Below are 14,965 nucleotides of genomic sequence, written 5' to 3'. Positions count from 1 at the left end.
GATTTTTGGTATAATTTAACTGTGAAAAGATGTGTAAAATTTTTTTAATATTAAAAAATTATTAAAAATTTTCAATAAAATTATCTACAAATTATTTTTTTACAAAAATGTAATATGTGGATAAGTAGAATAAATATGTGGATAAATTGTTTATTTTTTACTAATAAATATTTTATAATTTAACAAAATTTGAAAAAATACAATTTATTTTATAAACAAAATAACTTTTATAAAAATGTGGATAACTTTTTAAAATATTTAATTATCTTTTTAAAAAGTCTTTATTAATATTAAAATTTCAATGTTTTAAAAATTTTATCTGCTGTGGATAAATATGTTAATAACTTAGAAAATGGGGAGTAGTTTATGTTTGAGAATGAAATAGTGGTTGATAGCTTATGGCTTGAAGTTTGCAATGAGTTAAAAGATAAACTCGGAGAAAGTCGATTTGCGACTTGGATTGAAGTTTTAAAGCCAATTTGTTATGAGAATCATAAGTTAATGGTGCTTTGTCAGTCTAATTATATTAAAACTTTTATTAATGGAAATTTTAAAGATTATATTGAAGATGCAATAAATAATCAACTTTTTCCTTTAACAAAAGAAAAAACTGAGCTTTTACCTGTTGTCGCTACTGATGAAATCTATCTAGAAGCGATTAAAAATTTAGGAGGTCAAACTTCTTTCTTTTCAAAATCTTCTGAAAAAGGCTCAAAAAAGGGAAAATTAAAGAAAATTTCTTCTTCAAATAATTCTTCAGCTTTTTCAGAGAGATTTACTTTTGATAATTTCGTAAAGGGTAAAAATAATGAATTTGCTATGGCTGCAGCTGAGGCAGTTGCCAAAAATCCTGCTGGTACTTACAATCCTCTTTTCATTTATGGAAATTCAGGACTTGGAAAAACTCACCTTATGAAAGCTATTGGTTATGAAATTCACAAAAATTTTGATTGTAAGGTCTTATATTTGAGTAGTGAGAAATTTACAATTGACTTGATTGACTCAATTAGGGATAAAAATCAAAATTCAGAATCTGAATTTAGAAAGAAATATAGAAATGTCGATGTTTTGCTTATAGATGATATTCAATTTATTGCAGGAAAGACTGCAACACAAGAGGAATTTTTCCATACTTTTAATGAATTATACAGTAGAAATAAGCAAATTATAATTTCATCAGATAGACCACCAAAGGAGATTAAAAATCTGGAGGACAGACTTAAGAGTAGATTTAATATGGGTCTAACTGTTGATATTCAACCACCTGATTTTGAGACGAGAATGGCTATTTTACAAGATAAGGTAAAGTATGAGCCTATAGCTCTTTCAAATGAAGTTTTAGAATTTATTGCAATGAATATAAAGACGAACATAAGAGAGCTCGAAGGGGCTTTAATTAATGTTTTGGCTCATTATAAATTGAAACAAGATGCTCCAATGACTGTTGATTATGTAAAGGGAATTTTATCCCAAAAACTTAATGAACTAAATAGGAGAGAATTGGATATTGATTTGATAAAGGAAACTGTAAGTGAATATTTTAAAATAGAAGTTTCCGATTTAAGCTCTAAAAATAGGGCTAACTCAATTGCTTATCCAAGACAGGTTGCGATGTATCTTTGTAGAAATATGTTAGACTGTGCTTTAGGAAATATAGGTTCAGCCTTTGAGAAAGATCATACTACCATAATGCATGGGGTTAAGAAAATTGATGAAAAGATAAAGACTACTGAATCTGTAAGAAAAGATATAGAAAACATAAAGAAAATGTTAGAAGATTAATATTACAAAAAAGTAATATTATTTTTAAAGAAATTTTTAGTTATTCGACTTATACTGTTTATAAGTATGTTGATAAGTTGTTGATAACTTTGTAAGATTTTTTTAGTTGTTAATATGTTTATAAGTCTATAATTATTTTGTGATTTATACAGTAGTTATACAGTAAATAAATATTGATATTTCAATGTTTAAAAGGGTTGTTTAAGATATCCACAGCCCCTACTACTATTACTACTAAATTATATATTTTTTATATGTGAAAAAAAGGAGAAAATTATGGAAATAAAGATAATGCAAAATGAACTTTTGGGTTTGATAAATATATCTTTAAGAGCTATAAGTTTAAAAAATAACACTTCAATACTAGAAGGAATTTTATTTATTGCAAAGGATAATAGATTAACTTTAAAGTCAACTGATTTGGAACTTGCAATTGAAACTTCAACTGAATGTAAAGTTGAAAAAGAAGGAGAAGTTTTACTTAATGCTTCAATGATTTCTAATATAGTGAGAAAATTACCTAATGATGAAGTATATATAAAGGTTGATAGAGAAAAAGTCTTTATTCAAAGTGAAAATGCGAAATTCAATATAATTGCAATGGATATTTATTCATATCCTGAATTTCCAACTTTTGAAAACAAAGTGGACTTTTATGTTCAAGAAAATTTGCTTAAAGTTGCAACTAAACAAACTATTTTTGCAACAGCTATTGATGATTATAGAATAGTTTTAAATGGTGTTGATGTTGAAATAGAAAATAAAAATGTTGATTTTGTTGCACTTGATGGACATAGAATTGCAAAGAGAAGTTTTAAGATAGAAGAAGATATTGAGAAAAAAGTTATAATTCCACCAAGAGCTTTAAACGAAATTTCAAAGATTGTTCCTGAGGGCTCTGTTGTTGGAGTTTCACTGGTAAGAGGAAGTGCGATTTTCACTTTTGAAAATACAATCTTTTCAACAAGAGTAATTGACGGAGAGTATTTGAACTACAAGGCACTATTCTCCTACGAACATAAGACAAAAGTTATTGTTTCAAGACGTGATTTAATAAATGCAATTGAAAGAGCAAATATTATCTATAAGGCAGAAAAGGGCGATTTAGTTACTTTTACAATAGATGATAATAGTATTTTAGTTGAAGGATCATCTGAAATTGGAGATTTAAAAGATATTATCGACATCAAAAAAGAAGGAGATAATTTAAAAATAGCCTTTAATTCAAAATATGTTTTAGAGGGATTAAAGACAATAGAACAGGATTTTGTTGAAATTACATTTAATGGTAGAGCAGGAGCTTGTATCATAAGACCTGAAGATGAAAATATAGATTATACTTATTTAGTTTTACCTGTTTTGTTGCAAGATTCTCAATACTAGGAGTTTAAAATGGAAGAAATTATTATTGATACCGAATTTATAAAATTGGATTCGTTGTTGAAATATGCAGCTGTTGTTCAAACTGGAGCTGATGCTAAATTCTTTATTTCTGAAGGATTAGTTTTGGTTGACGGAGAAGTTGAAACAAGACGTGGTAGAAAAATTTATGACGGAATGACTGTTAAGGTATTGGCAGACGAAGAAGTAAATTTGATTATTAAAAAGAGGTAGAGTTGATAGTTGAAAAAATACATTTGACCAACTTTAGAAATTTAAAAGATATTTCTTTTGAGTTTAAAGAGAATATAAATGTTTTTGTCGGAAAAAATGGAATCGGAAAGACGAATGTTTTGGAGGCGATTTATATTTCTCTTGTTGCGTCAAGTTTTAGGCAGGCAAAACAAGAAGATTTTATAAGTTTTGGAGAGAATTTTACGAAAGTTGATACTTTTGTAAATGAAAAGGGATTTGAAAATAAAATTTCTTTTTTATATACTGACGATAAGAAAAAAGTTTTTAAAATTGATGATATTAAACTTAAGAGTATAAATGAGCTTTACGACTTTTCAAATGTTATTGGATTTTTTCCTGATGAGCTAAAAATTATTACAGAAAGTCCAAATTTTAGAAGGAATTTTTTTGATAGCTTTATTATGAAGATGACAAAGGGCTATAAACAAAAATTAAATTTATATAGAAATGTTATTTTCAGAAGAAATTTACTCTTAAAGGGAATGAATTTATCCAGTTTTTATAAGCAGGAGATGAATGCTCTTACAAAAAAGCTTGCTCTTTTGTGCTATGAAATAAGTATGGAGAGAAAAAAGTTGATTGATTTGATAAATATGGAAATAAATTCAATTCATCAACAATTATCAGGAGAAACTCTTTCTGTAGAGTATGAGTCAATTTTATCGGATTATAAAAAATCAGAAAATGAATGTCTAAAGGAAATTTTAGAAAATTTTTCTAAGTCCTATAAATTGGATAGTGAAAATAAGACTACAAACTTTGGTATTCACAAGGAAAATTTTAAATTTATCTTAAATGGTAAAGATGCAAAGAGTTTTTCTTCACAAGGTCAAAAGAGAAATATTATAATTACAGTTAAGATGTGTCAAAAGAATATTTTTGAAGAGTATAAGAGAGTAAAGCCAATAATTTTACTCGACGATCTATTTAGTGAATTGGACGAAGATAGAAGATATGAAATTTTGGAATATTTAACGGATAATCAAGTCTTTATAACGACTACAGATAAATCTTTTGTAAATAATTTTAAGAATATTAATGTTATAGAAATGGAAAAAGTGAGAAAGGAAAAATATGAGTAAAGAAAAAATTAGAAATTACGGGGCGAAAGACATTAAGGTTTTAACAGGTCTTGAACCAGTTAGACTTAGACCTGGTATGTATATAGGTTCGACAGGAGTAAAGGGACTTCATCATCTAGTTTATGAAGTTGTTGACAATAGTATTGACGAAGCTTTGGCAGGAGTTTGTGATACAATTACAGTTACAATCTTTGAAGATAATTCTGTAAGAGTTGAAGACAATGGTAGTGGTATTCCGGTAGAAGTGCATCCACAAACAGGAAAATCAACCCTTGAAACAGTTTTGACAATTCTACATGCCGGAGGTAAGTTCAATAACAATGCTTACCAAGTTTCAGGGGGACTTCATGGAGTTGGGGTTTCTGTTGTAAATGCTCTTTCAGAATGGCTTATTGCAAATGTAAAAAGAGATGGAAAACTTTATGAACAACAATTTTCAAGGGGAAATGCTACTTCAAAGCTTGAAGTGGTAGGTACTTCAAAAGAAACTGGAACAATAATAACTTTTAAACCTGATTCTGAAATTTTTGATACAACTATCTATGAAAAAGAAATTTTAAGAAACAGATTTAGAGAAATGGCATTTTTAAATAAAGGTGTTAAAATTATTTTTACAGATGAAAGAGAAGATTTTACAGAAACTTTTCATTATGAAGGTGGAATAAAATCTTTTGTTGAGTATATGAATAGAAATAAAAATAGTCTTCATAGCGAAGTTATTTATTTTCAAGGACAAAGAGGAGATTCACAAGTTGAAATTTCTATGCAATATACAGACGGATACTCTGAAAATGTCTTAACTTTTGCAAATAATATCCATACACCTGAAGGTGGAAGCCATTTAGTAGGATTTAAGACTGCTCTTACTCGTACTTTAAATGACTATGGAAGAAAATACAATTTAATTAAGGATAAGGACGCAAATCTTCAAGGGGATGATACAAGAGAAGGTCTTACAGGAATTGTTTCAATAAAACTTCCTAATCCACAATTTGAAGGACAAACTAAGGCAAAACTTGGAAATAGTGAAAGTCGTGGTATTGTTGAAGCATTCCTATATGATAATTTGATGACTTTCCTAGAAGAAAATCCAAAAGTTGGTAAAATTATTATAGAAAAGGCTCAAAGTAGTGCAAGAGCGAGAGAAGCTGCAAGAAAGGCAAGAGATTTAACTCGTAAAAAATCCATTCTTGACAATACTACTTTACCTGGTAAATTATCCGACTGCCAAGAAAGTGATATTGCTGTAAATGAAATTTATCTTGTCGAAGGGGACTCTGCGGGTGGTTCTGCAAAACAAGGTAGAGATAGTAAATTCCAAGCAGTTTTACCACTTAAAGGTAAGATTATGAATGTTGAAAAGGCAAGAATTGACAAGATTTTAGGTTATGAAGAAATTAAATCAATGATTACTGCTTTTGGAACAGGAATCGGAAAAGATTTTAACTTAGATAATTTAAGATATGGAAAAATAGTTATAATGACAGATGCCGACGTTGACGGTGCACATATTAGAACTTTGATTTTAACATTTTTCTATCGTTATATGAAAGAATTAATCGAACAAGGTCATGTATATATTGCACAACCACCACTTTATGGAATTATTAAAGGTGTTAAGGTTGTAAAATATTGTTGGACTGATGAAGAATTACAAGCTAGTTTAGATGAACTTGGTCGTGATTCACATAGAATTCAAAGATATAAAGGTCTTGGGGAAATGAATCCTGCACAACTTTGGGAAACAACTATGAATCCTGAAAACAGACTTTTCCTACAAGTAAATATTGATGATGAAGAACTTGTGTCAATAGATGAAACTTTCTCAACTCTTATGGGAGATAAGGTTGAACCAAGACGTGAATTTATAGAACAAAATGCGAAATATGTTGAAAATATTGACGCATAGGAGGAATAGATGGCTGATATAGAAAATAAAATGAATATAGTCGATGTAGATATCGAAAAGGAAATGAAAAAGTCATACCTTGAATATGCCATGAGTGTTATTGTTGCAAGAGCTTTGCCTGATGTTAGAGATGGTTTAAAGCCTGTTCATAGAAGAATTATTTATGCAATGCAAGGTCTTGGACTTTTACCAGACAAGCCTTATAAAAAATCTTCAAGACTTGTTGGGGAAGTAATGGGTAAATATCACCCTCATGGTGACTCTGCAATTTATGATGCAACAGTTAGACTTGCGCAAGATTTTAACTTGCGTTATCCTCTTGTTGACGGTCAAGGTAACTTTGGTACTATTGACGGAGACGGTGCTGCCGCTCCTCGTTATACAGAAGTTAGAATGCAAAAACTTGCTCTTGAAATGTTAAGAGATATTAATAAAGATACAGTTGACTTCGCACCAAACTATGACGAAAACGAAAAAGAACCGGTTGTTTTACCAAGTAAATTTCCAAATCTTTTGGTAAATGGTGCAGCTGGTATCGCCGTTGGTATGGCTACAAATATGCCACCACATAATTTAAATGAAGTAATTGATGCAACTTGCGAATATATCGACAATTTCGACATTTCCGTTGATGAACTTATGAAATTCGTAAAAGGTCCTGATTTTCCAACAGGTGCATATATTATGGGACTTGAAGGAATCAAACAAGCTTATCATACAGGACGTGGAAAAATTACTGTAAGAGCAGTTGCAAATATTGAAGAACATAATAATAAAACTAGAATTATAGTTACAGAAATTCCATATCAAGTTAATAAAACTAATTTGATTATGAAGATTGTTGAGCTTATCAAAGATAAGAGAATTGAAGGAATTTCAGATCTTAGAGATGAAAGTAATATGAAAGGGATTAGAATTGTAATCGAATTAAAGAGAGATGCTAATCCGAATATTATTTTAAATAATCTTTATAAACATACACAAATGCAAACTACTTTTGGGGTAATAAACCTTGCACTTGTAAATGGTGAACCTAAAGTTTTAAATTTAAAGGAATTAATCGGACATTATGTTGAACATCAAAGAGATGTAATCACAAGACGTTGTAGATTTGAACTTAAAAAAGCTGAAGACAGAGCTCATATTGTTGAAGGACTTTTAAAAGCGATTGATCATATCGACGAAATAATTAAGATAATCAGAGCTTCTTACTCAGACGCGCAAGAAAAACTTATGGAACGTTTCGGTTTTACTAAAATTCAAGCTGAAAGCATCCTAGAAATGCGTTTAAGAAGACTTCAAGGTCTTGAAAGAGAAAAATTACAAGATGAATACAATTCTTTAATTAAAGAAATTGCAAGACTTAAAGAAATTTTAGGAAATGAAAGATTAATTTTAAATATAATCAAAGAAGAATTAACTGAAATAAAAGAAAAATTTGGTGATGACAGAAGAACTGAAATCAAACCTAATTTTGATGAAATTGAAATTGAAGAGTTAATCAAAGAAGAAGATGTTGTAATAACTCTTACAAAACAAGGTTATATCAAGAGAATTCCTTCTGATACTTACAAAGTACAAAACAGAGGTGGAAAAGGTGTTGTTGCTCTTACTACAAAAGAAGATGACTATGTTGACAGTCTTTTCGTAACTTCAACTCATAGCTTGATTTTATTCTTTACGAATAAAGGAAGAGTTTATAAACTAAAGGCTTATGAAATTCCTGAAGGAAAAAGACAAGCAAAAGGTCAAAATATTATAAATCTTTTAGAATTAATGCATGGAGAAAAAGTAAATGCAGTAATTCCGGTAAAAGATGCAGAAGCTGATGAATACTTGATTATGGCTACAAAGAAGGGAACAATCAAGAGAACATCTGTTGAACTTTTCAAGGCTATTAGAAAAGTTGGAATGAAAGCAATTAATTTAGTTGATGATGACGAATTAATCCAAGTTAGAGTTTCACCAGTTGAAGATTCAGCTATTCTAGTTACAAAAAAAGGTCTTGCGATTAAATTTGCACTCTCAGACCTTAGAGAAATCGGAAGAACTGGACAGGGTGTAAGAGGAATTAAACTTGATAAAGACGATGAAGTTGTTTCAATGAATCTTGACTCTGAAGGAAAACACCTACTTGTATTCTCTGAATATGGCTATGGAAAGAGAACTTTAGCTTCAAACTACAAAGTACAAAACAGAGGCGGAAAAGGTGTTAAAACTTATAAAGTAACTGAAAAAACAGGTTTTGTAGTTTCATCTAAAATGGTAAATCCAAATGATGAAGTCATCGTACTTTCACAAAGTGGAGGAATTATTAGACTTCTTGTTAAAGACATACCAGTAAAAGGTAGAGATACACAAGGTGTTATAATAAAAGATGTAAATAAAGACGAAGATAAAATCGTTGCAGTTGCAAAATATGTAAATGATGTTGAATAAGGAGATGCTATGGAATTAAAAGTTGATTTAAGACAAGAGGGAGAAAAACTTTTTGTCGACTTACAAGGTGATTTGGATATAAATTCCAATAAAGAATTTAAAGAAAAAGTTAATTCCGTTCAAGGAGTAAAAAAAATAACAGTGAATTGTGAAAATCTTTCATATATTGATTCAACAGGACTCGGTGCTTTTATAAGTATCTACAAACATATAAAAGAAAAAGGAGAGAAACTTGTTATTACAGGCTTAAAACCACATATCAAAAAAATCTTTCTTATAACTGACTTAGATAAAGTTTTTGAAATCGAGGGGTAATTATGGATAAAATATTTGTAAAATTTCCTTCAGAAAAAAAATATATTTCAACTTTAAGACTTTCAATATCTTCCATAGCTAATACAATCTCTATGGATATTGAAAATATCGAAGATTTAAAAGTTTCAATTTCTGAAGTTGTAAATTTATTTGTAGATGAAAGTGAATTTTTTGAAATCAGTATGGATGTCTTTGAAGATAAAATCGAAATTGAAGTCATGCCTGACATTTCCCTTTCAGGAATTCAAGAAAAAGAAGAAAATAAATTTGCTTTACTAATTTTGGAAAATTTAGTTGATAAAGTAGAATTCAGAGAAAATAGTGTACTTTTAGTTAAAAATAAAGGATAAAAAAATGAAAAAGGTATATAACAAACCGGACTCAGAACAAATAAAAGCTCTATTTAAAGAGTATTTTGAAAATCCCACACCAGAACTTAGAGATAAATTAATAGAAAAAAATCTATATATGGCTGAAATTTTAGCTAAAAAATATGTAAATCGTGGAATAGACTATGATGATCTATTCCAAGTTGCAAGTCTTGGCTTAATTTATGCCATAGATAGATATGACATCTCAAAAGGCTTTGAATTTTCAAGTTTCGCTATGCCGACTATCGTCGGAGAAATAAAAAGATATTTCAGAGACAAAGGTTGGGTAATTCGAGTTCCAAGAAGAATACAAGAGAACTCTAAAAAAGTTAATAATGCAAAATATCATTTAACACAAGAGCTTGGAAGAACTCCAACAATTAAGGATATTGCAGACTATGTAGAACTTTCTGAAGAAGAAGTGTTGGAAATTATGGAAGCTAGTAAAGTTTATACACCTCAATCATTAGATCAAAGTTTTGAAAATTCAGATAGTGAAGACAAAGACACAAACTTAATTGATATTGTTGGAGAAGAAGACAAAGAATTTGACTTTGTTGACAATCAAGATTTTATTAAAAAAACTTTAGAAAAACTAACAGAAGTTGAAAAACAAATAATACTTGGAAGATATTTTGAACAAAAAACGCAAGTTGCCCTTGCAAAAGAGCTAAACATTTCACAGATGACAGTAAGTCGTCTCGAAAAAAAAGCCCTTGCAAAATTTAGAGAAGAATTGAATATGTAAATTTAGGAGAAAAATCAACGGGAAGCCGTTGATTTTTTGTGTGGGAAGTTGTTAGAATTATTATTAATATCTAGTATAAATAAAGATTTTTAAAATATTTTATGTTATAATTATTTATATATAATATAAAAAAAAGCAGTTATGAAAATTTTACTAAATTGAAATAAATAAGTGTTATAAAATTCGTATAAGCAATAAAAGCTGATGGGGGAGATTATATTGAATAAAATTTATAAAACCATTGATTTATTTGCGGGAATAGGTGGAATAAGAAGAGGTTTTGAAAAAACAGGTAGATTTAAAAATGTACTATCTGCTGAAGTAGATAAGTATGCTTGTGAATCTTATGAATTTATATATGGAGAGAATCCTTATAATGATGTTACAACGGATGAATTTAAACAATTAGTTAAAGATACAGATTATGATATTCTTTTAGGTGGATTTCCTTGTCAAGCTTTTTCAATAGCTGGACTAAAAGAAGGATTTGAAGATGAAACAAGAGGAACATTATTTTTTGATATAGCTAAGATATTACAGATGACTAAGCCTAAGGCTTTTTTATTAGAAAATGTAGAAGGATTATTAAAGCATGATAAAGGAAATACATTTAATGTAATTGCAAAAACATTAGATGAATTAGGATATTATGTGGTAGGAGTTGACATAGAAAAAACATTTTTTGGTAAAAAATATTCTGTAAAACAGGAAAGTATAGTTAGGACACCCTATAATTTTGGAATACCCCAAAAACGAGCAAGAGTATTTATTATGGGTTTTAGGAAAAATGATATTCCAAAGGGGTATAAATTTCCAATGTTACCAAAAGAACGTAAATTAAATTTATATAAAGATTTAAATGACTTGTTAGAAAAAGATGTAGAACCAAAATATTATCTTTCTCAAAAATATATAGATACTTTAAATAAACATAAGAAAAGACATAAAACTAATAATTCTGGATTTGGATATATTATTGTTAATGACGAACCTAATCCAATAGCAAATACAATAATGGCTACTGGTGGTTCTGGAAAAGAAAGAAATCTAATAAGGCAGTATAAGAAAGAATATGTAGGATTAGAGAATATTTCAGGGAAAAAAGGTGCTCTAAATAATGAAGGAATTAGATATATGACACCTTTAGAATGGGGTAAATTACAAGGATTTGTAAATTATGCTTTTATTGAAAATGAAATAGATAAATTTAAATTACCTAGTACAATTAGTAATACACAAAAATATAAATTGTTTGGGAATTCGGTTTGTATTCCTGTTATTGAGAGTATGGCAGAGTATATGATTGATAGATTAGATGAAATTTATAATTAAAAGGAAAAATGATATATGAAATTTAATAAAGGTGAATGGTCAGAATTATATGCAATTTTTTATTTGTTATGTAATAGAAAACTACATATAGTTGATTCTAATTTAAAAGCTATAAGTAATAATATTTTTTTGGTTGAAAGTATATTTTCTAGTAAGAAAAATGGAATTATAAGATTTGATATTAATAATGAATTTGTAATACCTACAATTTTTGGAGAAATGATTAATCCAATAAAAATTAGAGATATCGAATTTTTAAAAAATGTACTTTTTAAGAGTATCATTACATTAGGAGGTAATGGGAAAGGTTCATTTGAAATTAAATCTATTGAAAAATGGCTTTGTAAAAATAGTATAAATATTAGTAATTTTAAAGGTTCTTCACAGTTGAAAGAAGATATAAATTTACTAAATTTTGATGTCAGGACAAATAAAATATATAATTTAGGATATAGTATAAAGTCACAACTCGGAAGTCCTGCTACTATATTAAATGCAAGTAATCATACTAATTTTAGATATAAAGTAAAAGGTCTAAATACAGAACAAATAAATGAAATTAATTCGATAAATACCAGAACTAAATTAAAAGATAGAATTGAAAAAATCTATAGTTATCGTGGTAAAATATTTTTTGATAAAGTTATAAGTGAAACTTTTGAAACTAATTTAAAAATGATTGATATGCTACTTCCAGAAGCTTTGGCAGAATGTTTAATAAAATCATATGAAGAAGGAGAAAAAGATTTAAAAAAATTATTTGAGAAGTCTTCTGTTTATTCTAATTTGAACATATCAATAAAAAAATTAGAAGACTTTTTAACTGCTGTTAGTTTTGGGATGTTTCCTAGTGAACAATGGAATGGAAGATATTCTGCTAATGGTGGATTAATAATTGTTACTATGAATTCAGAAGTTTATGTTTTAGATATGATATATTTTTATAATGAAGTTAAAAAGTATTTAATAAATGAAACAAAATTAGATTCACCAAGTAGTTCTAGGTATGATATGCTACGTCTAGAAGAACAAGAAGGAGAAATTTATTTTACTTTAAATTTACAAGTAAGATATAAAAAATAACTGATAACCGTTATTTTTATTGTGATATACTTCTTATAAGTTTTTAATAAATTACAAAGGAGAAAAATTATGGGTTATTTTAAAAATTTGTTTAAAGGATTAATCAAAGATTCAAAGGAAAAGAAAGAAGAGCATTCTAATGAAGAGTATTCTCCTGCTTTGATTAAAGAAGCACATCTTACTTATTGGGAAGAATTTTCATATATGTTGGCTTTAACACCTGAAAATTACACAATTACTGAAGATACTTTTGCTAATATTAAAGCCATAGATGGTGTTGAAATTAAAGAAAAAATTATGCCAAGTGAAGATTTACCAGGAAAACTTGTTATATCATATGATGGAGTAGAATATGAAGTAGGATTTTATATTGGAGATTTTTATACAGAAGAAATGTATCAATGGCAACTACAATATTTTACTGAAGAGGAAAAAGAACAGATTTTAAAAGTAAAAAATGCCTTAAATGTTTATATGAAGTTTGAAGGTAATCCTAAAAAATGTTATCATTTACAGCTAAAACTTGTCTATGCTATGATTCCTGAGATGGTGGCTCTTTGTGATGAAAGTGCTGAGAGATTATTAAATAAAAAATGGGTTGAATTAGCAGCAAATTCTAATGTGCTTCCTGCTCCTATAAGTTTATATACTGTTCAAGCTGTTTATGATGAAAATGAAGTTTGGCTACATACACATGGATTGTGTAGATGTAATTTGCATGAAATTGAAATTTTAGGTTCAAATAAGGACGACTCCGGAACACATTATGACTTAATTTCAAGTTATGCTTGTAGATTGTTAGATGAAAACAATCCTGTTGAAGAGGATGATGTAAATGAAATTGGTGAAGAAACTATAAATATGGGAGTTTTTTATAATGGAGAACCGATAGTTGCTACGTCAAAAAAATGGATAAATGCTTTGAAATATTATCCTAAGGATATTCTTGGAGGTATTGAAGATAGAAAAGAATCACATAATTCTAAAACAAATATACTTTTCCTTTATGGAAGTGAAGAAGATTTTAATAAAAATCGTTTAAGAAAGCCTTCAGAGTTCACAAAAAAACTGGAGAATAATCCTCTGTATTATATAAGTACTGAAGAAACTGCAAGAATGAGTTCTTTGGCGAGAGAAAGATTTTCTTATGTCGAAAGGATGCTTAGGGAAAAACAAGATGGTAAAGATATTGGGATTATTATTAAATTAGGTCTTGAAACAATTGATGAAGATGGTAATTTGGATAAGAAAAATCGTGAACATATTTGGTTTGAGGCTCTTTCTATGGAAGGAGATAGTTTTAAGGCAAGATTGACTCAAGAATCTTATAACATTCCTAATTTACATGAAGGCGATGAGGGGACATATTCTATAGATTATGTGAGTGATTGGAGGATTCATACTGAAAATGGTGTCGTAAGTCCAGAGACAGTATATTTATTGGATTTATAATATTATATGTTAAAAGTAAACAATTTTATCCCTTAAATTAAGGTATATTTTAAGGGATAAAAAGATTATTAAGGGGAAATCTAAAGAGAGGACATAGGCAGAGCTACAAAATATATAAGATTAAAATAGTGAAAAAATCAACGGAAATCCGTTGATTTTTTGTTGTTTTAATTAAAATTATTTAAAGCTGTTATTTGTTGGCTTTCCATGCCCATAATACAGAGTTCTATTGCTAAGAGATTTAATTTTTTCAGCAGTTCTTTTTATTTCGTCAAAGTCACTATACAGATGTCCAGTTGCAGGGAAAATCCAGTTATCAAGTGCATCACCAACTATAAGTCCATTGCCTGTATCAACTCCTATTGACCCTTTAGTATGTCCTGCAAGTTCAATTATTTTTGCATCTATTCCATATTCTGAAAGTTTATCTTCATCTTTTACAAATATTAGATTTTTTGGTTTTTCAACTTTCCTATTTTCAAGTTTTTTGATAGATAGAGAAAGAATAACTTTTCCAATTATTCCGTAAGAATTGAGTGGCTGTTTATCATAACTATCAAAAAGTTCTTCATCTAATTGATTTATAGCTACAGGAATATTGTATTTTTCAGACAATACTGCAGCATTTTCTGCATGGTCAAAATGAACATGAGTAAGAACAATAAGTTTCATATCATATTTATTACATTCTGATATTACTTTATTTAAATTTTCTTTGCTTCCCGTATCGACCAAGATTGCATTATTTCCATTTGATACAATATAGCAACTACCAGTTCCACATTTTATTCTAGAAATTTCAGTCATTTTATTACCT

13 protein-coding genes are annotated in these 14,965 nt (G+C 28.5%); 12 read left to right on the top strand and 1 reads right to left on the bottom strand.

Going from position 1 to position 14,965, the window contains the following annotated elements; all coding sequences use genetic code 11:
- The first annotated feature begins 366 nt into the window (after positions 1–366).
- From dnaA to VJI77_RS06130, 12 genes are all read left to right on the top strand, one after another.
- The gene (gene dnaA, locus VJI77_RS06185; RefSeq protein WP_009354385.1) at positions 367–1,782 is read left to right on the top strand and encodes a chromosomal replication initiator protein DnaA; all 1,416 of its coding nucleotides are present in this window, start codon (positions 367–369) and stop codon (positions 1,780–1,782) included.
- Positions 1,783–2,058: 276 nt separating this feature from the next.
- A complete protein-coding gene (dnaN, locus tag VJI77_RS06180; RefSeq protein ID WP_323988762.1) occupies positions 2,059–3,165 on the top strand; it encodes a DNA polymerase III subunit beta in 1,107 nt (368 codons plus the stop codon).
- A 9-nt stretch (positions 3,166–3,174) separates the two neighbouring features.
- Positions 3,175–3,396: an RNA-binding S4 domain-containing protein gene (locus VJI77_RS06175; RefSeq protein WP_323988761.1), complete on the top strand. Its 222-nt coding sequence runs from the start codon at positions 3,175–3,177 to the stop codon at positions 3,394–3,396.
- Between the two features lie 2 nt (positions 3,397–3,398).
- Positions 3,399–4,499: a DNA replication/repair protein RecF gene (gene recF / locus VJI77_RS06170; RefSeq protein WP_323988760.1), complete on the top strand. Its 1,101-nt coding sequence runs from the start codon at positions 3,399–3,401 to the stop codon at positions 4,497–4,499.
- Positions 4,492–6,408 (top strand): DNA topoisomerase (ATP-hydrolyzing) subunit B, encoded by a 1,917-nt coding sequence (gene gyrB, locus VJI77_RS06165; RefSeq protein ID WP_323988759.1) that lies wholly within the window; start codon positions 4,492–4,494, stop codon positions 6,406–6,408. The genes recF and gyrB overlap by 8 nt, the downstream gene beginning before the upstream one ends.
- Positions 6,409–6,417: 9 nt before the next feature.
- Positions 6,418–8,847 (top strand): DNA gyrase subunit A, encoded by a 2,430-nt coding sequence (gene gyrA / locus VJI77_RS06160; protein ID WP_323988758.1) that lies wholly within the window; start codon positions 6,418–6,420, stop codon positions 8,845–8,847.
- Positions 8,848–8,856: 9 nt separating this feature from the next.
- Positions 8,857–9,162, top strand: coding sequence for an STAS domain-containing protein (locus VJI77_RS06155; RefSeq protein WP_293439793.1), 306 nt, complete (start codon positions 8,857–8,859; stop codon positions 9,160–9,162).
- A gap of 2 nt (positions 9,163–9,164) precedes the next feature.
- Positions 9,165–9,512: an ATP-binding protein gene (locus VJI77_RS06150; protein ID WP_323988757.1), complete on the top strand. Its 348-nt coding sequence runs from the start codon at positions 9,165–9,167 to the stop codon at positions 9,510–9,512.
- 4 nt (positions 9,513–9,516) lie between these two features.
- Positions 9,517–10,281, top strand: a complete 765-nt coding sequence (locus tag VJI77_RS06145; RefSeq protein ID WP_248111278.1) for a SigB/SigF/SigG family RNA polymerase sigma factor — start codon at positions 9,517–9,519, stop codon at positions 10,279–10,281.
- A 219-nt stretch (positions 10,282–10,500) separates the two neighbouring features.
- Positions 10,501–11,613, top strand: coding sequence for a DNA (cytosine-5-)-methyltransferase (gene dcm, locus VJI77_RS06140; protein WP_323988756.1), 1,113 nt, complete (start codon positions 10,501–10,503; stop codon positions 11,611–11,613).
- Between the two features lie 15 nt (positions 11,614–11,628).
- Positions 11,629–12,696, top strand: a complete 1,068-nt coding sequence (locus VJI77_RS06135; protein ID WP_323988755.1) for an HpaII family restriction endonuclease — start codon at positions 11,629–11,631, stop codon at positions 12,694–12,696.
- 69 nt (positions 12,697–12,765) lie between these two features.
- On the top strand, positions 12,766–14,148 hold the full coding sequence (locus VJI77_RS06130; RefSeq protein WP_323988754.1) for a DUF4026 domain-containing protein: 1,383 nt from the start codon (positions 12,766–12,768) through the stop codon (positions 14,146–14,148).
- Positions 14,149–14,325: 177 nt separating this feature from the next.
- Here the strand turns inward: VJI77_RS06130 and VJI77_RS06125 are convergent, their stop codons facing one another.
- Entirely contained in the window at positions 14,326–14,955 is a 630-nt protein-coding gene (locus VJI77_RS06125; protein ID WP_323988753.1) for an MBL fold metallo-hydrolase, read from the bottom strand.
- Positions 14,956–14,965 lie beyond the last annotated feature (10 nt).

It is taken from the genome of Parvimonas sp. D2, assembly GCF_035282635.1.
Classification (GTDB): Bacteria; Bacillota; Clostridia; order Tissierellales; family Peptoniphilaceae; genus Parvimonas.
The sequence above is the reverse complement of the archived record's forward strand: the minus strand, read 5'-3'. Positions and strand labels throughout refer to the sequence as shown.

Excerpts from the sequence above, each read along its gene's own strand:
- dnaN (WP_323988762.1), top strand. The coding sequence starts at position 2,059 with ATGGAAATAAAGATAATGCAAAATGAACTTTTGGGTTTGATAAATATA.
- VJI77_RS06135 (WP_323988755.1), top strand. The coding sequence starts at position 11,629 with ATGAAATTTAATAAAGGTGAATGGTCAGAATTATATGCAATTTTTTAT.
- gyrA (WP_323988758.1), top strand. The coding sequence starts at position 6,418 with ATGGCTGATATAGAAAATAAAATGAATATAGTCGATGTAGATATCGAA.
- VJI77_RS06125 (WP_323988753.1), bottom strand. The coding sequence starts at position 14,955 with ATGACTGAAATTTCTAGAATAAAATGTGGAACTGGTAGTTGCTATATT.
- dnaA (WP_009354385.1), top strand. The coding sequence starts at position 367 with ATGTTTGAGAATGAAATAGTGGTTGATAGCTTATGGCTTGAAGTTTGC.
- VJI77_RS06175 (WP_323988761.1), top strand. The coding sequence starts at position 3,175 with ATGGAAGAAATTATTATTGATACCGAATTTATAAAATTGGATTCGTTG.
- VJI77_RS06130 (WP_323988754.1), top strand. The coding sequence starts at position 12,766 with ATGGGTTATTTTAAAAATTTGTTTAAAGGATTAATCAAAGATTCAAAG.
- gyrB (WP_323988759.1), top strand. The coding sequence starts at position 4,492 with ATGAGTAAAGAAAAAATTAGAAATTACGGGGCGAAAGACATTAAGGTT.
- VJI77_RS06150 (WP_323988757.1), top strand. The coding sequence starts at position 9,165 with ATGGATAAAATATTTGTAAAATTTCCTTCAGAAAAAAAATATATTTCA.
- VJI77_RS06145 (WP_248111278.1), top strand. The coding sequence starts at position 9,517 with ATGAAAAAGGTATATAACAAACCGGACTCAGAACAAATAAAAGCTCTA.
- VJI77_RS06155 (WP_293439793.1), top strand. The coding sequence starts at position 8,857 with ATGGAATTAAAAGTTGATTTAAGACAAGAGGGAGAAAAACTTTTTGTC.